A 19,915-nucleotide genomic window follows, 5' to 3' on the forward strand; every position below is an offset into this window, starting at 1 on the left:
ATGGCCACCAAGAAACCCATCGACCCCGCCGACAGCCCCAAGCTCGTGCTCCAGGGCCGCATCGTCACGATGAACGGCAACCTCAGGGTGATCGCCGACGGCCGCGTCTACACGCAGAACGGCGACATCGTCGCCGTGCAGGAGGCAACGGCGCCCGCTCCCGCGGGCTTCGGCAACACGGCCGTGACGGACACCGGCGGCACCCTCTACCCCGGGCTGATCGACCTGCACAACCACATGCCCTATAACGTGCTGCCGCTGTGGCAGGTGCCGAAGAAATTCAGCAACCGCGGCCAATGGGCGCGACACGCGGAATACCAGAGCAAGATCTCCGCGCCGATGCAGACGCTCGCGGCCACTCCAGAGTTGCTGGCGTCCATCTGCCGCTACGTCGAGGCCAAGGTGCTGATCGGCGGTACGACCACCGGCCAGGGCATCACGCTGGCGAACCAGTCGGGCATCCGGCGCTACTTCCGCGGCGTGGTGCGCAACGTCGAGGCCACCGACGACGAGGTCGCATTGCCCGCGGCCTCCACGCGCGTGCCCGACGTCGCGGCCAAGGACGCGAAGACCTTCCTCACCCGACTGAAGAAGGAGAAGACCTGCTACCTGCTCCACCTTTCCGAGGGTACCGACCCGACCGCGCGCCGCGCCTTCCAGTCGCTGCGGATCGGCGATGACAACTGGGCGATCACGCCCTCGCTCTGCGGCATCCACGCGGCGGCGCTGCAGGCGCCCGATTTCCAGGTATTGGCGGCCAACGGCGGCAGCATGGTCTGGTCGCCCTTCAGCAACCTGCTGCTGTATGGCGGCACCGCCGACGTCGCCGCTGCCAAGGCGGCCGGTGTGCCGATCTCGCTCGGCTGCGACTGGGCGCCCTCGGGCAGCCGGAACCTCCTCAACGAACTCAAGGTCGCGCAGCTTTTCAGCGAGGCCAACGGCGGGATCTTCACCGCGCGCGAATTGGTCGCGATGGTCACGCGCGAGGCCGCCGGATTGCTTGGCTGGGAGCGCGTGGTCGGCACGATCGAAGCGGGCAAACGTGCCGACCTCATCGTCGTGGAGGGCACTTCGGGCGACCCTTATCAGCAGCTCATCCGCGCCAAGGAATCGGACCTCGTGCTCGTGATGATCAACGGTGTCGGCCGCTTCGGCGACGCGACGCTGATGCGCAAACTGGGCTTCGCGGGCGAGGCGATCACGATCGGCGGTGCCAAGCGCATGCTGTTCCTCGCGCACCCGGCCGAAGATCCGCTGACGCAGAACCTCACGCTCGCCGGCGCGGGCGAGCGCCTGACCCGCGCATTGCGCGGCCTGCCCGCGCTCGCACGCAAGGCCGAGCGTCCGCGGGCCATCTCTCCATTGGCGATGGCAAGCGCCGGCGCCAACACCTGGCGGCTGGCGCTCGACGAGGTGCTCGACACCGGCGTCGAGATGCGCGTCGACCTGCCGGTGCGCACGCCCGGTGGCCGCTCGCTGCGGGCCGCGGCGATGCGGCCGGTGTTCGCGGAAACGAAGAAGCTCTCGGCCACCGTCATGCCGCTCGCCATCGATGCGCTGACCGTCGTCGACGATGCCGCCTACCTCGACGCCCTGGACACGCAGAAGAACGTTCCCGACACCATCAAGGAGGGGCTGCGCGACCTCTGGTCGTGAGCGCCGCACAACCATGGCCTTGCTGCGCGACGCACTGAACGACTTCACGGTCAACTGGCGCAACGACCTCACGCCCGCCTGGCGCACCGCGCTCGCCGGCGCCAGCCCGAACCCGACCGCCGTGGGCAGCACGCTCACCTACGACGACCTGCAACCCATCTATCCGTCGCGGCGCGACAAGCCGCTGCCCGGCGCGCGGGCCGATGCCCATGTGTTCCGCGCCTTCGACGGCATTGCCCCCGCGGACGTGCGTTGCGTGTTGATCGGCCAGGATCCCTATCCGGCGCTGAGCCGCGCGACCGGCCGCTCTTTCGAGCAGGGCGACATCGACACCTGGGGCCTGCCGGCGGCCGCGGTCGCGAACAGCCTGCGCGCGCTGCTGCGCATGATGGTCGCCGTGCGTATCAACGATTCGGCCGTGCTGAAGATGAGTTGGGCGGCCTTCGCTCGCCACATCGCGACGCCCGCCGTCGCGCTCGAATCGCCTCGCGCATTGTTCGACAGGCTTCAGCAGACGCAGGGCGTGCTTTTTCTCAATGCCGGCCTCACGATCACGCGCTACAAGTCAGGCGGTGCGCCGGAGCAGACGCGCGGCCACATCCCCTTCTGGCGACCGGTGGTCGGCCAGGTGCTGCGATCCATGGCGACACGCCAGAGCGGACAGGTGGTCTTCCTCTGCCTCGGCGCACTGGCGCAGAAGCTCCTGGCGAGCGAAAGCGTGAAGCTGGCCGCCACCCAGGCGGGCACCTGGGACACTCGCGCCGGCGAGGTCGCGCTGCCGCACCCGGTGGCGCCGGGCTTCATGAACGGACCGAATCCGTTCGAGGCGGTCAACGCGAAGCTCGTGGCCTTCGGAGCGGCGCCGATTGCCTGGTAGCACCTCAGGCGCACGAGAAAATCAGACAGCGTCCGGCGCGACAGGGTGCTGCGCCATCGCCTCCAGCGCACGGACGAGCGCCGAGTGATCCTGCTGTCCATACCCCAGCGCTGCGCAGGCATTCATGAGCTGCGCCGCGCTCGCCGTCTGGGGCAGCGCCACGCCGAGCGCCCGTGCACCCTGGAGCGCGAGGTTCAGATCCTTCTGGTGCAGCGCGATGCGGAAGCCCGGCGCGAAGGTGCGCTTGATCATCCGCTCGCCATGCACTTCGAGAATGCGTGACGACGCGAAGCCGCCCATCAGGGCCTGCCGCACCTTCGCGGGGTCGGCGCCGGCCTTCGACGCGAAGACCAGAGCCTCTCCAACCGCCGCGATGTTGAGCGCCACGATGATCTGGTTGGCGACCTTGCAGACCTGGCCGTCGCCCGCAGCGCCGACCAGCGTGATGTTCTTGCCCATCTTTTCGAGCAGCGGCCTCACGCGGCCGAAGGTGCCTTCATCGCCGCCGCACATGATCGTGAGGCTCGCCGCCTTGGCGCCTACCTCGCCGCCGGAGACCGGCGCGTCGATGTAGCCGCAGCCGAGATCGGTGATTCTCTTCGCGAAAGCCTTGGTCGCGATCGGGTCGATCGAGCTGCAGTCGACCACGGTCTTCCCCTTGGTCAGGCCCGCGGCGACGCCGCCTTCGCCGAACAGCACCTTCTCCACGTCCGGCGTGTCCGGCACCATGATGAAGACGATGTCGGCTTGGCGCGCGACCTCGGTGGCCGTGGCGCAGACCATCGCCCTCGAAGCGAAGGGTTCGGGCGTGTTGCCGTGCGTGTTGACGAAGAGCTGGTGGCCTGCTTCGAGCAGGTGGCCCGCCATCGGGGCACCCATGATGCCGAGGCCGATGAAACCGATCTTTTGTGCGGTGGATGACATGTCGCTGGATTTCCTTGTCGTCGCGTCTTTGGCGTGTCTTACTGGGTGAGGGTGATGCGCCACTGGAGGCCATCGAGCGTCGTGGCGCGTGGCTTGTATTCGCAGCCGATCCAGCCGGCGTAGCCCAGCGAGTCGATGTGCCTGAAGAGCCACGGGTAGTTGATTTCGCCCGTGCCCGGCTCGCCGCGCCCGGGGTTGTCCGCGAGCTGGATGTGGCCGATGCGCGTGATGTTCTTCGTCAGTGTGGCGCCCAGCTCGCCTTCCATGCGCTGCGCGTGATAGATGTCGTACTGCAGCAGCAGGTTGGGCGAGCCGACTTCGTCGATCAGCGACAGCGCCTGGTCGGTGCGCGTGAGATAGAAGCCGGGGATGTCGAAGCTGTTGATCGGCTCGATCAGCAGGCGGATGCCCGCGCCCTGCAGTTCCTTCGCGGCGAAGCGCAGGTTGTCGACGACCACCTTGCGCGCATCGCCGTTCGTCAGGCCTTCGGGCAGCTTGCCGAGCAGACAGTTGACCTGTGGGCAGCCGAGTGCGGTCGCGTAGTCGATCGCACGGGCCACGCCTTCGCGGAACTCGCCCGCGCGGTCCGGGTGGCAGGCGATGCCGCGCTCGCCGCCGTCCCAGTTGCCTGCGGGCAGGTTGTGCAGGACCTGCTCGAGGCCATTGGCATGCAGCGCGGCGGCCAGCTCCTTCTTGTCGTAGGCGTAGGGGAACAGGTATTCGACGGCCTTGAAGCCCGCCTTGGCGGCGGCCTCGAAACGCTGCATGAACGGCAGCTCGTTGAACAGCATCGTCAGATTGGCTGCAAATCTAGGCATGATTTTCTCTTTCCATTCGATTCGGGAAGCACCGCGGAACCGGCTTTGCCGGGCCGCTGATGCTGCCCCCTGCAGGGGGTTGGCGAAGCGACACGAAGTGCGCGAAGCCTGGGGCGGCGCTTAATCCAGCATCGCGGCAGCGACGGCCGTGGGTGCGTCTTCTCGGCTTTCGGCGAGCGGTTCGAATTCATTGATGGCATCGATCTCCGTGCCCATCGCAATGTTGGTCACCCTTTCGAGCATCACCTCGATCACCACTGGCACGCTGAACTCGGCCATGAGCGCTTCGGCGCGCTGGATCGCCGGCTTGATCTCTTCCTGCTTGTAGACGCGGATCGCCTTGCAGCCCAGGCCCTCGACCACCTTGAGGTGATCGACGCCGTAGCTGCGCTCGACTCCGCTGTCTTCCGTGGCATTGATGTTGTCGAAGCCGAGCTGCACGCAGTAGTCCATCTCGAAGCCGCGCTGTGCCTGGCGGATGAGGCCGAGGTAGGAGTTGTTGACCACGATGTGGACGTAGGGCAGCTTGAACTGCGCACCCACGGCCAGCTCCTCGATCATGAACTGGAAGTCGTAGTCGCCCGAGAGCGCGACGATCTTGCGGGTGGGGTCGGCGGCACGCACTCCGAGCGCCGCGGGGATGGTCCAGCCCAACGGCCCGGCCTGCCCGCAGTTGATCCAGTGGCGCGGGTTGTAGACGTGCAGGAACTGCGCCGCCGCAATCTGCGAGAGCCCGATGGTGCTCACGTAGCAGGTGTCCTGGCTGAAGTTGTTGTTCATGCACTGGTATACGCGCTGCGGCTTCATCGGCACGTCGTTGAAGTTGGTCTTGCGCAGCATGGTCTTCTTGCGCTCGAGGCATTCGCCGGCCCATGCGCGGCGGCTGGGCAGGCGGCCCTCGGCCTTCATTTCCTCCGCCACCTGGACGAAGAGTTCGAGCGCGGCCCTGGCGTCGGACACGATGCCCAGGTCGGGCGTGAAGACGCGGCCGATCTGCGTCGGCTCGATGTCCACGTGCACGAAGGTGCGGCCCTTGGTGTAGACGTCGATCGAGCCCGTGTGGCGGTTGGCCCAGCGGTTGCCGATGCCGAGCACGAAGTCGCTGGCGAGCATCGTCGCGTTGCCGTAGCGGTGGCTGGTCTGCAGGCCGCACATGCCGGCCATCAGCGGGTGGTTGTCCGGAATGACGCCCCAGGCCATGAGCGTGGGAATCACCGGAACGCCCGTGGCCTCCGCGAAGCGCACCAGCAGGTCGCTGGCGTCGGCATTGATGATGCCGCCGCCGGCCACGATCAGCGGGCGCTCGGCCGCGTTCAGCATGGCGATGGCCTTCTCGATCTGCGCGCGCGTGGCGGCCGGGCGGTAGGGCGTGAGCGGGGTGTAGGTGTCGATGTCGAATTCGATCTGCGCCATCTGCACGTCGAAGGGCAGGTCGATGAGCACCGGGCCGGGCCGGCCCGAACGCATCAGGTGGAAGGCCTGCTGGAACACCTGCGGCACCTGGCCCGGTTCGCGCACGGTGACGGACCACTTGGTGACGGGCTTGGAGATCGACTCGATGTCCACCGCCTGGAAGTCTTCCTTGTAGAGCCGCGCACGTGGCGCCTGGCCGGTGATGCAAAGGATCGGGATCGAATCGGCCCAGGCCGAGTAGAGACCGGTGATCATGTCCGTGCCGGCGGGGCCGGAGGTGCCGATGCACACGCCGATGTTGCCGGCGACGGCGCGCGTGTAGCCCTCGGCCATGTGCGATGCGCCTTCGACGTGGCGCGCGAGGATGTGGGCGATGCTGCCTTGCTTGCGCAGCGCGGAATAGAGCGGGTTGATGGCGGCGCCGGGTACGCCGAAGGCTTGTGTCACGCCTTCTTTTTCCATCACGAGCACGGCGGCCTGGGCCGCGGTCATCTTTGCCATGTTGATTCTCCTTGGGTGTCTCGACTGTAGGAATTCGAGGCATCCGGCAGAAGATGGCGTGCCGCCATAAAGCCTATTCCGTGGCGGAATAAGTGGCTAGGATGGCGCGATGGACAGACTGCAAGCGATGGAGATGTTCGTGCGCGTGGTGGAGACCGGCAGCTTCTCCAAGGCGGCGCGCGAATTCAATACCACCCAGCCCACTGTGACCAAGCAGGTTGCGGCCACCGAGGCGCGCCTGAAGGTGCGCCTGCTCAACCGCAACACGCGCGGCGTGAGCCTGACCGAATCCGGCGCGCTCTACTACGAGAAGTGCAAGGCCATCGTGCGCGATGCGGAGGAGGCCGAGAGCATCGTGAAGTTGCGGCAATCCCAGGCCCAGGGGCTTCTGCGCATCGGCACGTCGACGGCCTTCGGACGTCGCGTCGTGGTCCCGCTGTCGCTCGAATTCATGGCGCGGCATCCGCAGGTGCAGGTCGACCTGAGCTTCGAGGACCGCTATGTCGATCTCGTGGCGCAGGGCATCGATGTCGCGATCCGCATGGGCAAGCTCGCCGACTCGTCTCTGGGGGCGCGCTTCCTCGGCATGAACCCCTGGGTGATGGTGGTTGCGCCGGCTTACCTCAAGAAGCACGGCACGCCGAAGAAGGCACAGGACCTGAGCGCGCACGTGGCCCTGATCTACAGCAGCGTGGTCGGCGACGACGTCTGGCACCTGCAGACGCCCAAGGGCGAACCCGTGACGGTGCCGGTGTCGGGCCGACTGCGGTCGAACAACGTGTCGGCCGTGCTCGCCGCCGCGCGCGCGGGGCTGGGCATCGCGCTGATGCCGCGCTACGTCGCGAGCGATTCGCTGGCTTCAGGGCATGTGGTGGAGGTGCTGGCCGACCACGCGCTCGCCGCGCAGGAAATCCATGCCGTGTTTCCGTCGCCCAAGCTGGTGCCGGGCAAGGTGTCGAGCTTCGTCGCGTTCCTGCAGGGCCGCTTCGGCGAGAACTGGTGGAGCAGCCGCTCAGGGTAGGGGCGGCATGCCGTGCTCGTCTTCGCTCGATGAGGCGAACAGGTCCCACGCCGCCATGAAGAGCGCGGCAATCACCGGCCCGATCACGAAGCCGTTGATGCCGAAGAGCGCGATACCACCGATGGTGGACATCAGCACGATGTAGTCCGGCATCTGCGTGTCCTTGCCCACCAGCAGCGGCCGCAGGATGTTGTCGACCAGACCGATCACGAAGACACCGATGAAGATCAGCGTCAGCGACTTGCCGATTTCGCCGACCGCCAGGAAGTAGATGGCCACCGGCGCCCAGATCAGCGCCGCGCCGACCGCGGGCAGCAGCGACAGGAAGCCCATCAGCACACCCCACAGCAGCGCGCCCTGAACGCCGAGGAAGGAGAAGGCGATGCCGCCGATGATGCCCTGCGCCGCCGCGACCGCGATGTTGCCCTTGATCGTGGCGCGGATGACGGTCGTGAACTTGTTGAGCAGGTAATGGGTGTGCGGCTTCGCCAGAGGGAGCGAGTTGCGGATGGTCTTCGACAGGTCGCCCCCGTCGCGGAGCAGGAAGAAGAGCAGGTACAGCATGATGCCGAAACTGATCAGGAACTCAAAGGTGTTCTGCCCGATGGAGACAGCATGCGTCGCAATGAGCTGGCTGCTCTTCAGGGCGGATTCGGACACGCGGCCGATGAAGCCCTCGACATTCCCGAGCCCGAAGCGGTTGAGCAGGTCGAGCGCCCAACGGGGAAGGGCGTTCACGATTTGCTGGAAGTAGCTGGTGAAGCTGATGTCGCCGGAGCGGATCATCTGCTGGACGACGGACACCTCGTCGACCACGGACACGGTGATGGCCACCAGCGGGATGACCACGATGATGGTCGCGAGCAGGAGCGTCGTGAAGGCGGCGAGGTTGCGTCGCCCGTCCATCTTCTTGACCAGGCGCCGATAGATCGGCGTGAAGAGGATCGCGAGGGCAACGCTCCACATGACTGCCCCGAAGAAGGGAAGAAGGATCCAGCCGAACGCGATCGTGACTGCGGCCAGAAGTAGGAGGAAGGTGCCGCGCTGAAGGGCCGGAGAGTTCATAAAGTATGTTAGCTCGCCCCCAGGCTCCCTCACTTCGTGTGGTCGCCCACCCCCTGCCGGGGGCAACACCATCGGCCCGGCCAAGCCGGTTCCGCGGTGTTTGCGGAATCTCGCGCGGCCTAGCGCAGCGCGCGTGGCAGTGCGACGGGGGACAGCGTGGCGCGCAGTCGTTCGTCGGCCGTCGGGTCGGCGGTGACGTCGACCTGCAGCGCTTGCTCGACGTTGCCGATGTGGTCGAGCATGAGTTGCCGGGCGCGCGGTGTATCGCCGTCTTCGAGGGCTTCGACGATGGCGGCGTGCTCGGCGCAGGACTGCGAGGCTTCGTGCTTGGACTGGAAGAGGGTGGCCGCGAGCGTGGTGCGCGCGGTGAGGTCGCGCAGCACGTCGCACAGCAGGCGGTGGCCCATCTGGTCGGCAAGGCAGACATGAAAGTCTGCGAGGAGGAAAGCGCGGGTGGCGGCATCGGCGCCGGCAATGGCGCGCTTCTCGTCGGCAATGTGCTCGCGCAGCTTGCGGATCACCCTGGACAGCGGGCGGCCGGCTTCGGCCAGGATGCCCGATTCGACGATGCGCCGTGCCGCGAAGGCATCGCGCGCCTCTTCGGCCGAAGGCTCCACCACATACCAGCCGCGGCGCGACTGCACCTCCACGAAGCCGCGTGCCTGCAGCTGCATCAGCGCTTCGCGCACCATGGTGCGGCTGACGCCGAAGTTCTCCGCCAGTGCCTGCTCGCCGAGGCGCTCGCCGGGCGCGAGCTTCTGCGCCAGGATGGCTTCGACCACGCGCTCGGCGATGGTGGTGGGGGAGACTTCGGTCATTCGGGGAACCTCAATGTGCTGGCTGGATGGCGACTGGGCCGGGCTCCGCCTCGGCCAGCGGTTCGTCTTCGGGCGAGTGCGTGCCGTTCAGCACGGCATGGGCGCGTTCGCGATCGATGTCACCTTCCCAGGCGGCGATCGCGACAGTGGCGACGCAGTTGCCGATGAGATTGCCCAGCGCGCGGGCGATGCCCATGAACCAGTCGACGGACAACACCAGCACGAGTCCGATCGCGGGGATGGCCGGAATGGCATGCAAGGTCGCGGCGAGCACCACGATGGCCGAACCCGGCACGCCATGGGCGCCCTTCGAGGTGACCAGCGCGATCGCCAGGATGGTCAGCAGGTCGGCCATCGAGATCGGCGTGTTGGTCGCCTGTGCGATGAACACCGCGGCGAGCGTGATGTAGATCGAGAAGGCGTCGAGGTTGAACGAGTAGCCGGTCGGGATCACCAGGCCTACGGTCGAGTCACGGATGCCCATGTGGCGCAGCTTGGCCATGATCTGCGGCAGCACGCTGTCCGACGACGTGGTCGCGAAGACGATGGTGAGCTCCTCGCGCAGGTAGCGCAGCAGCTTGACGAGGCTGAAGCCCGAGAGCCGCATCACCAGGCCGAGGATCACGAAGACGAAGAGCAGCACCGATGCATAGAACAGCGCCACCAGCATGCCGAGTTGCTTCAGCGACCCGACGCCGTACTGCCCCACCGTGAAGGCGATGGCGCCGAGCACACCCAGCGGGGCCAGCTTGATGATGATCCCCATGATCTTGAACAGCACCAGCGAGAGCGCGTCGACGACGAGCCCCACCGGGCGCCCGCGATCGCCGAGCAGGGCGAGTGCGCAGCCGAACAGCACCGCGAAGAGCAGCACCTGCAGCACGTCGCCCGTGGCGAAGGCGTTGACCACAGTGGTCGGGATCAGCTTCATGAGGAACTCGACCGTGCCGCCGCTGGTGAGCTTGTCGGCATTCGATGCGTACGCGCTCATGGCTGCGGGGTCGAGCTTCGTGGGGTCGACGTTCATGCCCACGCCGGGCTTGAACACGAAGGCCAGCACGAGGCCGAGCGCCAGGGCGATGGTCGTCAGCACCTCGAAGTAGATCAGCGCCTTGACGCCGACGCGCCCGACGCGCTTCAGGTCCCCCGCGCCGGCGATGCCGTGCACCACCACGCAGAACACCAGCACCGGGATGATCATCTTGATCAGCTTGATGAAGCCGTCTCCCAACGGCTTGAGCTTGACTGCGAAATCAGGAAAGAACAGGCCCGCCACCACGCCGAGAACCAGCGCGATGACCACCTGACCGAAGAGCGATTTGGCGAAACGAGGCATGGGGGATCTCCGTGAGGAAGGTTGCATGCAAGTCTTTCGCTTTCTTGCATACAAGCAATGTAGGCAAGATTTGAGTTTTTTCTGTGCGGGTATTCCCGGGGTGCACCCGTAGTGCGTCGAAGCACCGCGCTCACGACGCACGACACAACGCGCTGCTGGACGTCAGATTCTTTGACCTATGCGGGTGGTCCCCGCTTGCGTCCGTTCACCATCGTCGCCGAAAGGTTCTCGCGCCACCACCAACTCATCAGGCCGATGCCGAGAAGATGGAGAGCCACGGCGACCAGCAAGGCATCGGCGATCCATGCATGGACTTCTTGCAAGCGCTCGTCACCCCAGAAAGTGTCGAGGCGGCTCATCCACCCGGTGAGCCCAAGAAGCAATACGAGCGACCAAAGCAGCCACACCATCCACAGGCCGAGAGGATCGTGGCCAACGCAACGCGGCGCGCCGGCACGAACATAGGTGAGCGCCGCAGTCGCGGACGGCTTGAGGGCCGCCAAGCTGCCATGACCATTCGCAAATGCCGCCCACAACAGGCGTGTGACTACCACGCCGGCTGCTGCATACCCTGCGATGCGATGCACTTGACCGCCGTCGTCCTGAATCGTGCAGAAGATGACCAATCCGGCCAGCGTCCAATGATGAAAACGGACAACGACGTCCCAGACAAGGACTCTGCTTCGCAGTGCATCCGCATCGCGCGAAGTCGACATTGGTTACTTTTCGATCTCGCTCTTCACCGGCTCGAGTGTCTTGGCGTCGTAGTAGATCTCGACTTTCTTCCCGGCCTTGTTTCTGCCGTAGATCTCATAGCAGTTGCCGTCGACCTTGAACTTGGAGATCGTGTAGCCCTGTGCCTCGATCTTGGCCTTGGCATCGGCTTCCGACATCCATTCAGATTTCGTATAGGCCTTGCAGTTCGCCTTGGCGAAGGCGGGTGCCGATACAAAGGCGAAAAGGCTGAGAGCGACAGCGAAGATGAATTTTTTCATCGATTTCTCCTGGCTCAGTGAAGGAGCGTAAAAGCTTAGCATTGGATCGACCTCGCCGATGGAAGGCCGCTACGCGTTGGAGCGAGTAGGGCCCCGTGGGAGCCCTCGACCGCGATGCCGCTGGGCTCCATGGCGATATGCGAGTGGTTGTGCAGTCAGTCTGCTGCGCACTCCAGCGCGAAGAGCGGCACGTCGGATTGCCGGCTGAGCCACACGCCGCCGCCAATCTCCTTGAACTGCCGGGACAACCCGCGGCGGTAAACCTCGGCACGGTGGCGGAAGAGGCGCGGGTCCGTGAGATCTTCGTCCACGATGTCGCGTTCGTAGTCCTCACGCACCACGGCTTCCATGTAGAGAGCACCCTTGCTCAGCGTCCCGAGGTTGCGTAGCGCGCGTTTCAAGTCTGGCGGGCTCAGGTAGGCCAGCACGCCCTGACAGATGACAAAGTCGAATGGATCCCTGGCCTGGTAATCCACGACCGAACCGCGCTCCCACCCGTAGCGTTCGCACAGGTAGTCGCTGAACTCCACGCCGTGATAGGTGGCTTGCGGGAAATGCCGCGCCACGATGTCGCGCCAAAGCCCGACGCCGCAGCCCACGTCCAGCACCCGACGCACGGGTACTCGAAGGTATTTGAGATAGGCGCAGACAAAGGCGCCCAAGCGTTCGATGTGCTGCGGGTCCGCCACCTTGGTCTTCTTGTTGAAGTAGTAGCGTCGGTAGTAGGACTCGTCGAAAGCGGCGGCGCTCACTGATTCCATTTGGGGGTCCCTTCCCGGTTTGTCGGCCCGATGCGTCGGCATCGTCACGTCCGAGCATCTCGCCGGAGCCGCATTTTGCTTGGCTTTCATTGCGATGCCCGTCGAACAGGCAGTCGCATTGCCAAGCGGAAGTCCGCGAGGCGCCGTGCTATCTTCCCCGGCCATGAACCGCACCATGCGCCTCCTCTCTATCGCCGCGTCGCTGCTCGTCGGCGCCGCTTCCCACTCCCTGCACGCCGCCGAACTTTCGCCGGCTGCGGCCACCCAATACTCGCAGGCCACATTCCGCGACTACTTCGAACTCCTGGCGCTGCCCAACGACGCCATCGTGCCGGCCGATATCCGCAAGAACGTCGACTGGCTCGAAGCCGCCTTCCGCAAGCGCGGCTTCACCACGACGCAGTTGGCCAACGAAGGCAAGCCGATGCTGTTTGCGGAACTGCCTGGCAGCGACCCCAAGCGGAAGACCGTGCTCTTCTACATGCACCTGGACGGCCAGCCGGTCATTCCCGAACAGTGGGCGCAGAAGAGCCCGTGGACGCCGGTGCTCAAGCGCAAGACCGCGAAGGGCGATTGGGAAGAGATCGACTCGGCGCAACTCTTCAGCGGCCCGGTAGATCCCGAATGGCGCGTGTTCGGACGTTCCTCGGCCGACGACAAGGCGCCGATCATGATGTTCCTGGCCGCCATCGACGCCCTGAAGGCGAGCGGCGACAAGCTGGGCGTCAACGTCAAGGTCGTGCTCGACAGCGAGGAAGAAAAAGGCTCGCCGTCGATCGGCAAGGTCATGCTCGCGCACCGTGACCTGCTGCGCAGCGACGCGATCGTGATCCACGACGGGCCGATGCATGCGACCAACCGGCCCACGCTGATTTTCGGCAACCGCGGCGCGGCGATGGCCCGAATCACCGTGTACGGCGCCAAGGTGTCGCTGCACAGCGGCCACTATGGCAACTACTCGCCGAACCCGGCGCAGCGGTTGGCCACGCTGCTCGCCTCGATGAAGGACGACACCGGCCGGGTCTCGGTCCCGGGCTACTACGACCATGTAAAGCTCGGCGACGCGGAGCGCAAGATCATGGCCGCGGTACCGGACGACGAAGCGGCGCTGAAGAAGCGGCTGGGCATCGCGCGGACCGATCAGGTCGGCGCCAACTACCAGGAGGCCATGCAGTACCCCTCGCTCAACGTGCGTGGCATGTCGTCGGCGGCGGTGGGCGACAAGGCCGCGAACATCGTGCCCGACCAGGCGGTGGCCGAGCTCGACCTGCGCACCACGCCTGATTCGAACGCGGCCTACCTCGGCAAGCTGGTGGAGGCGCACATTCAGAAGCAGGGCTATCACCTCGTCAAGGGCATGCCCACCGACGACGACCGCAGCCGCTACGAGAAGCTCGCCAGCTTTGCCATGCAGACCGAAGGGGGCGATGCGGCCGGCACACCGATGGATTCAGCCGTCGGCCAGTGGGCCTACGCAGCGATGGTCAACGCCTTTGGAGCCAAGCCCGAACCAGTCCGCATCCGCATGATGGGTGGCACCGTGCCCACCGCCGAGATCGTCGGGGCACTGCAGGTTCCCTTTGCGATCGTGCCGCTGGTCAACGCCGACAACAACCAGCATGCGAGCAACGAGAACATGCGCATGGGCAATTACATCGATGGCGTGCGCACCATCTACAGCTTGATCACGCATCCGTTCACGGGGAACTGACGCCGCCTCCCGGGCGAATGCCGGCTCCGGACCCGCTGCGCCGGACGAGCCAGGCGTCCGGTCTTCTCCACGTACGTGGGCTACGTGGCCGTCGGGATATTCAATCCCTGGCGCCCGGCACATGATGCGGAGGATTCGCGGTTCCTGGAGCCATGCACCATGCCCCTGCCTGATTTCGCCTCGCTCGTCTCCAGCCAGCGCGCCTTCTTCCTCGAAGGCCACACGCGCCCGGTGGCGTGGCGCAAGACCCAGCTCGAAGCGGTCAAGGCCCTGTTCACCGACCACCACGACGAGTTGTGCGACGCGCTCTGGAAAGACCTGCGCCGCAACGTCAACGATGCCGACCTCATGGACGTCGACTACTGCGCCAAGGAGGCGGCCTACGCGCTCAAGCACATCGATGCGTGGATGACGCCGCTGCACGAGCCGATGCCGCTGGTGTTCGAGCCGGGCTACATCCGCGTGAACCGCGATCCGCTCGGCGTGTCGCTGATCATCGGCGCGTGGAACGAACCCTTCATGCTGGTCTTCGGCCCGCTGGTGGCGGCGCTGGCCGCGGGCAACACCGCGGTGCTGAAGCCTTCGGAGATCGCAGCCCACTGTGCGGCGGCCGCCGCCCGGCTGGTGCCCAAATACTTCGATCCGCGCGCGGTCACGGTCGTCGAGGGCGCCGTCCCCGAGACGACCGCGCTGCTGGCGCAGCAATGGGACATGATCTTCTTCACCGGCAGTCCGCCCGTCGGCAAGATCGTGCACCAGGCCGCAGCGAAGAACCTGACGCCGTGCGTGCTCGAACTCGGCGGCAAGAACCCGACCATCGTCCATTCGTCGGCCAACCTCAAGGCGGCGGCGCACCGCATCGCCTACGGGCGCTACTTGAATTCGGGCCACATCTGCACCGCACCCGACCACGTTTTGGCATGGCCGGAGGTGAAGGACGAGTTCTTGCAGCACATGAAGGACACGATCCGAGAGTTCTATGGCGACGACCCGAAGCAGAGCCCGGACTACGGGCGCGTGATCAACCGCCGCAACTTCGATCGCCTGGCCGCGCTGCTCGGCAGCGGCAAGGCCGTCGCCGGCGGCCAGACCGATGCCGATGAGCTCTACATCGCGCCGACCGTGCTGGTGGATGTCGCGGTGGATTCGCCGATCATGAAGGAAGAGGTCTTCGGACCGATCCTGCCGGTGCTGGAGATCGATTCAGTCGAATCCGTCATCCAGTGGGTCAACAGCAGGCCGAGCCCGCTCGGCCTCTACATCTTTGCCGAGGACACGGACGTGGTCGACCGGATCCTGTCGGCCACGCGCTCTGGCGATGCGGAGGTCAACGACTGCGCCATCCATCCGCTCTTTTCCGAGCTGCCGTTCGGCGGCGTAGGCAACTCGGGCATGGGCAAGTACCACGGGCGCTGGGGCTTCGAAGCCTTCACCAATGCGCGCGGCGTGCTTCACCACAGCAGCACCGTCGACCCGGGCGTGCGCTATCCGCCTTACGCGAAACACGGCCTCGAACGCGTCGTCGTCAACAAGCTGATGCCGTAGAGGCCGCTGGTTCGAATCAACTCATCGATACCCGCTTCGAACCTTGCCGCGAAAGACCCAGTAGACGCCGATGGTGTAGATGGCGATCACCGGCAGCACCACCACGCCACCGTAGAACAGGAACCGAAGCGATTCCTCCGGCGCCGCGGCACTGGCCACGGTGACTGCATACGGGACCATGTAGGGCCAGAACATCGTGCCGAGCGTCAGGTACGCCGCCGCGATGAACACCACGGTCAACGCATAGGCGACGCCATCGCGGCGCGCACGGGCCCCCGTCACGACGCCGATCAATGAGGCGATCGCCAGCGCGACAAAGGCCCACCCCCATGGCCGATCCTTCAGGTGGCTCTGCGCGATCGCGCCTGCATCGACGCTCAAGGACATGGCGAAGGCCAGGCCGAGAATCACGAGGACGGCCGCGGCGAGCCACGGAATGCGGCGATAGGCCCAGGCGCGCAGATCGCCTTCGCTCTTGAGCACGATCCAGGCAGCGCCCAGCAGCGCATAGCCGAAGACGAGCCCGATGCCGGTCAGCACCGAAAAGGGATGCAGCCATTCGAAAGACGTGCCGGCGAACTGACCGTTCGCCACCGGGAGCCCGCGCATCAGCGCGCCCACGGCAGCCCCCTGCACGAAGGCGACCACCGTCGAGCCGAGGAAGAACCCCAAGTCCCACAACCAGCGTGTCTTCACGCTGCGGTAGCGGAATTCGAAGGCAATGCCGCGAAAGATCAAGCCGACGAGCAGCAGCAGCACCGGCAGATAGAACGCCCCCAGGAACACGGCATACACCACCGGAAAGGTCGCGAACAGTCCCGCGCCGATGATCACCAGCCAGGTCTCGTTGCCGTCCCAGAACGGCGCGATGGTGTCCATCATGTGCAGTCGGTGGTTTTCCTCGCGCGTGGTGCCGAACAGGATCCCGACGCCGAGGTCGAAGCCGTCCAGGATCACGTAGATGAGGATCGAGCAGGCGATCACCGCCGCCCAGAAAAGTGCCAAGTCGCTGGGTGGGGCCTGGGTCACGGCTTGCCTCCGGATCTGCCATTGGACGTGCCATTGACTGCGGTGTCCGTGCGCGCGGCGATGGCCAGCGGCCGGCTGCCGGTCACGTTGGCCGTGCCTTGCGTCCTGGATCGCGGCCCCTCGCGCAGCAACTTGTAGATGTAGTAGATGCCGAAGGAGACGAATAGCCAGTAGACGGCGACGTAGATGATCAGCGAGGTGAGAACGTCGCCGGTGGTCAGGGACGGCGTGACCGCGTCCTTGGTCCGAAGCAGCCCATAGACCACCCAGGGCTGGCGTCCGATTTCGGCGGTGTACCAGCCCGTGAGGATGGCGACGAAGCCGGTCGGGAAGGACGCGAGGGCGCACCACAGGAACCAGCGCGACGACTCCAGCTTGCCGCGCCATCGCAGCAAGTTGCCGAGCCACGAGACGGCCAGCATGATGAGCCCCATGCCGACCATCAACCGGAAGGTCCAGAAGGGAATCAGCACCGGCGGCCAGTCTTCGCGAGGAAAGGACTCGAGACCCCGCTCGGCGGAGGTGAAGTTGCCTGATGCGATGAAGCTGCCCAGCTTGGGCACCGAGATGGCGAACAGGTTGCGCTGGTTCGCCTCGTCGGGAATGGCGATCAGGACCTCGCTCGCGGGTTGCTCGTTCTTCCAGCGCGCCTCGATCGCGGCGAACTTGGCGGGCTGGTGCTTGAGCACGTACTCTCCCGTCAGGTGGCCGAAGAAGAGCTGGACCGGGATCAGCACCGCGGCCAGACCCAGGCCCCAGTGCAGCATCATCCGGCCTTCGTCGAAATGCACCCGGCGCAGGAGATACCAGGCGCCGGTCGCCGACACGCACATCGAGGTCGTCAGCAAGGCGGCGAGCAGCATGTGCGGCCAGCGCACCATCTGTACCGGCCCGAGCACGATCTGCTTCCAGTCGGTCGGAATGATCTTGCCGTCCACCACCGTGTGGCCGAGCGGCACCTGCATCCAGCTGTTGTTCGCGAGAATCCAGAAGGACGAGAACATCGTTCCGAGCGACACCATGCAGCACGAGAAGAAATAGAAGCGCGGCGACACCCGGTCACGCCCGAGCAGCATCACGCCGAAGAAGGTCGCCTCCAGCATGAAGGCGGTGAAGCCCTCGTAGCCGAGCAGCGGACCCTGGATCGAGCCGGTCTTCACGGCGAGCACGCCCCAATTCGTGCCGAACTGGAAGGCCATCACGATGCCCGTGACCACCCCCATGCCGAAAGAGACGGCGAAGATCGGCAGCCAGAAGTCGAACACCCGGCGATAGAGCATGTGACCCGTCGCCAGCCGCGCACCCTCGATCGTGGCCAGCCACGCTGCCAGCCCGATCGTGAATGCGGGAAAGATGATGTGGAAGCTGATCAAAAACCCGAACTGGATTCGTGACAGCAGGACTGGGTCGAGGTCCATGGTTCGGACTCCGGTGTCACTTCTTCGCCGCGGCGCTGTCGAGTCCCAGGACCACCACCCGTGCGCGCCTCGGCTTCGTTGGCCACGCGACCATGGTGAATCCGTCTGCGACGGCCACTTTCTGAACGCCATCCACGGTATAGGTGATCACGCCGCCGCCGATCCCGCCGCCGGTCCCGAGCGGCCCGCCCCAGAGTTTCTGGCCCGTGGAAGAGTCCAGCGCATAGAAATTGCCGCCGAGGTCGGCGAAGAACACGATGCCACCGGCCGTCGGGGTGATGGCGGCGACGACGGGGTAGTTGGACTTGACACGCCATTTCCACACGCCGGTGTCGGCGTCGCTGGCGTAGATCCATCCGGCCCAATGTCCGTCGGTACGGTCTTCCTTGCCGAACATGTTGATGGGGTTGAGGGTTGCCATGCCGGTCCAGGGCTGGCCGACGTCCACCTTCCGCATTCTCTCGTCGGTCTTGATCGTCACCGTATCGCACCAGTCGACGGTACCGGTGATGATGAGATTCGTCGTCGGATCGAAGCCCGGAGTGTTCCATTCGGTACCACCCACCGGACCCGGACAGAAATGAACATCCTGACCGACGGCGAACGCGCCTTCCGCGTTCTCGATCGTGGTCACCGGCACGCGATAGAGCAGCTTGTTGGTGGGAAGCTCGTAGCCATAGAGATGCCCATCCTTCGGTGCGACCGACATGAGCTGCTTGCCGCCCATGGTCTGGTGCAGGATGGGGGGACTGGACACGTCCCAGTCATGCCAGTCTTTCTTGACGACCTTGAAGTTGTTCTTGTAGTCGCCCGTCTTGGCGTCGAGCACCACGACCGAGTCCGTGAAGAGGTTGTCGCCCTCGCGTGCCCCTGAAGCGAAGTCGGGAGCCGGATTGCCTCCGGGCACGTACAGCAGGCCGTTCTTGATGTCGAGGGTGTACGAGGTCCAGGTTCCGCCGCCGCTGATGGGGATGCCTTGCGCGTTGTTCCAGGTCTTCGTGTCGAGCGGCGACTTGCCCTCAGGGCCTCGGACGATGTCCCCGTCGGTCTTGGGGACCAGAAAGAACTGCCAGACGATCTTGCCGGTCTTTCCGTCGAGGGCGTAGACCTTGCCCTTGCCACCCTTGTAGTCTCCGCCGGCATTGCCGACGTAGACGAGGCCATCCCACGCGATCGGCGCCGACGGCACGGATTCGCCCCGCTTCGGGTCGGCGATGGTCGTCTCCCACGCCTGCTTGCCGGTCTTGAAATCGAAGGCCAGCACCCGGCCGTCCTGGGTGCCGCGAAACAGCATGCCGTCCATGTAAGCGGCGCCGCGGTTGGCTGGCAGGAGACCGCCGGGATAGCTCAGGCGCGTGCGCCAGTTTTCGGTGCATGTGGCCGGGTTGATGGAGAAGATGTCGAACTCGGTCGTGCCGATCAGAGCGTTGTTCACCATGATCAGACCGGACTCGAAGGCGGTGAAGATGTCCAGGTCGTAGGTGCACTGAACCTTCAGGTTCCCCACGTTTTTCGTGTTGATCTCGCCGAGCGGCGAGTAGCGCTGCGATGACGGTGTCCGGTTGTAGCTTGGCCAGTCTCCAGCCGCCGCGTTCGGCCATGCCGCGTCGGCGAGAGGCGGGGAGGGCGCCACGGCGACGGGTGCCTTGTACGCGGGATTCGATTCGAGGGTCAGCGTGCCCGTCGGCGCGGACAGCGATTTGAGAAAGTTCAGCCCCATGCCCCCATAGGTCGTCATCTGCACCGGAAAAGCGACGTAGAGAGCCCCCGCGATGGCCGCTCCTGCCACGGCCAGCACGCCGACGGTGATGAGGATCTTTTTCATGCTTCTACCCCGTTTGTGTGGGACGGAAAGACGATGTGGAACCTGGACAGGGACGCGAACCGGCGGCGCGAGAGAAAGTCGGAATCGAGGTCCAGGGTTTGAAGACCAGGCACTGGCGCGAACGCTCCAGGCCCGAATTCTCAAGGCAAGGCATCGAACGAGGTATCCCGGCGAGCACTTAGGTTCACGTACGTGGCGGGCC

Annotated in this window: 17 protein-coding genes; 5 read left to right on the forward strand and 12 right to left on the reverse strand. The window is 65.4% G+C overall.

Going from position 1 to position 19,915, the window contains the following annotated elements; translation table 11 throughout:
* Positions 1-1,656, forward strand: a complete 1,656-nt coding sequence (locus QTI04_RS30780) for an amidohydrolase family protein (RefSeq protein WP_286618983.1) — start codon at positions 1-3, stop codon at positions 1,654-1,656.
* A 13-nt stretch (positions 1,657-1,669) separates the two neighbouring features.
* Positions 1,670-2,533, forward strand: coding sequence for a hypothetical protein (locus QTI04_RS30785; RefSeq protein ID WP_286618985.1), 864 nt, complete (start codon positions 1,670-1,672; stop codon positions 2,531-2,533).
* A gap of 21 nt (positions 2,534-2,554) precedes the next feature.
* On the opposite strand, the gene QTI04_RS30790 is transcribed toward QTI04_RS30785, so the two are convergent.
* The 3 genes from QTI04_RS30790 to gcl all read right to left on the reverse strand — a co-directional run bounded on the left by QTI04_RS30790 (position 2,555) and on the right by gcl (position 6,189).
* Positions 2,555-3,457, reverse strand: a complete 903-nt coding sequence (locus tag QTI04_RS30790; RefSeq protein ID WP_286618987.1) for a 2-hydroxy-3-oxopropionate reductase — start codon at positions 3,455-3,457, stop codon at positions 2,555-2,557.
* A 38-nt stretch (positions 3,458-3,495) separates the two neighbouring features.
* Entirely contained in the window at positions 3,496-4,275 is a 780-nt protein-coding gene (gene hyi, locus QTI04_RS30795; RefSeq protein WP_286618988.1) for a hydroxypyruvate isomerase, read from the reverse strand.
* Positions 4,276-4,395: 120 nt separating this feature from the next.
* Positions 4,396-6,189, reverse strand: coding sequence for a glyoxylate carboligase (gcl, locus tag QTI04_RS30800; RefSeq protein ID WP_286618989.1), 1,794 nt, complete (start codon positions 6,187-6,189; stop codon positions 4,396-4,398).
* A gap of 109 nt (positions 6,190-6,298) precedes the next feature.
* On the opposite strand from gcl, the gene QTI04_RS30805 reads away from it, so the two are divergent.
* Positions 6,299-7,210, forward strand: coding sequence for a LysR family transcriptional regulator (locus tag QTI04_RS30805; protein ID WP_286618990.1), 912 nt, complete (start codon positions 6,299-6,301; stop codon positions 7,208-7,210).
* On the opposite strand, the gene QTI04_RS30810 is transcribed toward QTI04_RS30805, so the two are convergent.
* The 6 genes from QTI04_RS30810 to QTI04_RS30835 form a co-directional block, all read right to left on the reverse strand.
* Entirely contained in the window at positions 7,202-8,275 is a 1,074-nt protein-coding gene (locus QTI04_RS30810; RefSeq protein ID WP_286603833.1) for an AI-2E family transporter, read from the reverse strand. The two genes, QTI04_RS30805 and QTI04_RS30810, sit on opposite strands and share 9 nt — an antisense overlap.
* Positions 8,276-8,394: 119 nt before the next feature.
* Positions 8,395-9,093 (reverse strand): GntR family transcriptional regulator, encoded by a 699-nt coding sequence (locus tag QTI04_RS30815; protein ID WP_286603832.1) that lies wholly within the window; start codon positions 9,091-9,093, stop codon positions 8,395-8,397.
* Positions 9,094-9,103: 10 nt separating this feature from the next.
* The gene (locus tag QTI04_RS30820; RefSeq protein WP_286618991.1) at positions 9,104-10,429 is read right to left on the reverse strand and encodes a C4-dicarboxylate transporter DctA; all 1,326 of its coding nucleotides are present in this window, start codon (positions 10,427-10,429) and stop codon (positions 9,104-9,106) included.
* A gap of 176 nt (positions 10,430-10,605) precedes the next feature.
* Entirely contained in the window at positions 10,606-11,145 is a 540-nt protein-coding gene (locus QTI04_RS30825) for a cytochrome b/b6 domain-containing protein (protein WP_286603829.1), read from the reverse strand.
* Positions 11,146-11,148: 3 nt separating this feature from the next.
* Entirely contained in the window at positions 11,149-11,424 is a 276-nt protein-coding gene (locus QTI04_RS30830) for a PepSY domain-containing protein (protein WP_286618992.1), read from the reverse strand.
* A gap of 155 nt (positions 11,425-11,579) precedes the next feature.
* Positions 11,580-12,185: a trans-aconitate 2-methyltransferase gene (locus tag QTI04_RS30835; protein WP_286603826.1), complete on the reverse strand. Its 606-nt coding sequence runs from the start codon at positions 12,183-12,185 to the stop codon at positions 11,580-11,582.
* 175 nt (positions 12,186-12,360) lie between these two features.
* On the opposite strand from QTI04_RS30835, the gene QTI04_RS30840 reads away from it, so the two are divergent.
* Positions 12,361-13,896: a M20/M25/M40 family metallo-hydrolase gene (locus tag QTI04_RS30840; RefSeq protein ID WP_286603825.1), complete on the forward strand. Its 1,536-nt coding sequence runs from the start codon at positions 12,361-12,363 to the stop codon at positions 13,894-13,896.
* 159 nt (positions 13,897-14,055) lie between these two features.
* Positions 14,056-15,441: an aldehyde dehydrogenase family protein gene (locus tag QTI04_RS30845; protein WP_286618994.1), complete on the forward strand. Its 1,386-nt coding sequence runs from the start codon at positions 14,056-14,058 to the stop codon at positions 15,439-15,441.
* A gap of 21 nt (positions 15,442-15,462) precedes the next feature.
* Here QTI04_RS30845 and cydB read toward each other — a convergent pair whose 3' ends face one another.
* From cydB to QTI04_RS30860, 3 genes are read right to left on the reverse strand one after another with little or no spacing between them, the layout of a single operon-like run.
* Entirely contained in the window at positions 15,463-16,470 is a 1,008-nt protein-coding gene (cydB, locus tag QTI04_RS30850; RefSeq protein ID WP_286618995.1) for a cytochrome d ubiquinol oxidase subunit II, read from the reverse strand.
* On the reverse strand, positions 16,467-17,888 hold the full coding sequence (locus QTI04_RS30855; RefSeq protein WP_286603821.1) for a cytochrome ubiquinol oxidase subunit I: 1,422 nt from the start codon (positions 17,886-17,888) through the stop codon (positions 16,467-16,469). The genes cydB and QTI04_RS30855 overlap by 4 nt, the downstream gene beginning before the upstream one ends.
* Positions 17,889-17,904: 16 nt before the next feature.
* Positions 17,905-19,713, reverse strand: coding sequence for a PQQ-binding-like beta-propeller repeat protein (locus QTI04_RS30860; RefSeq protein ID WP_286618997.1), 1,809 nt, complete (start codon positions 19,711-19,713; stop codon positions 17,905-17,907).
* Between the last annotated feature and the right edge of the window lie 202 nt (positions 19,714-19,915).

This window comes from Variovorax sp. J22R115, from assembly GCF_030317005.1.
Classification (GTDB): Bacteria; Pseudomonadota; Gammaproteobacteria; order Burkholderiales; family Burkholderiaceae_C; genus Variovorax.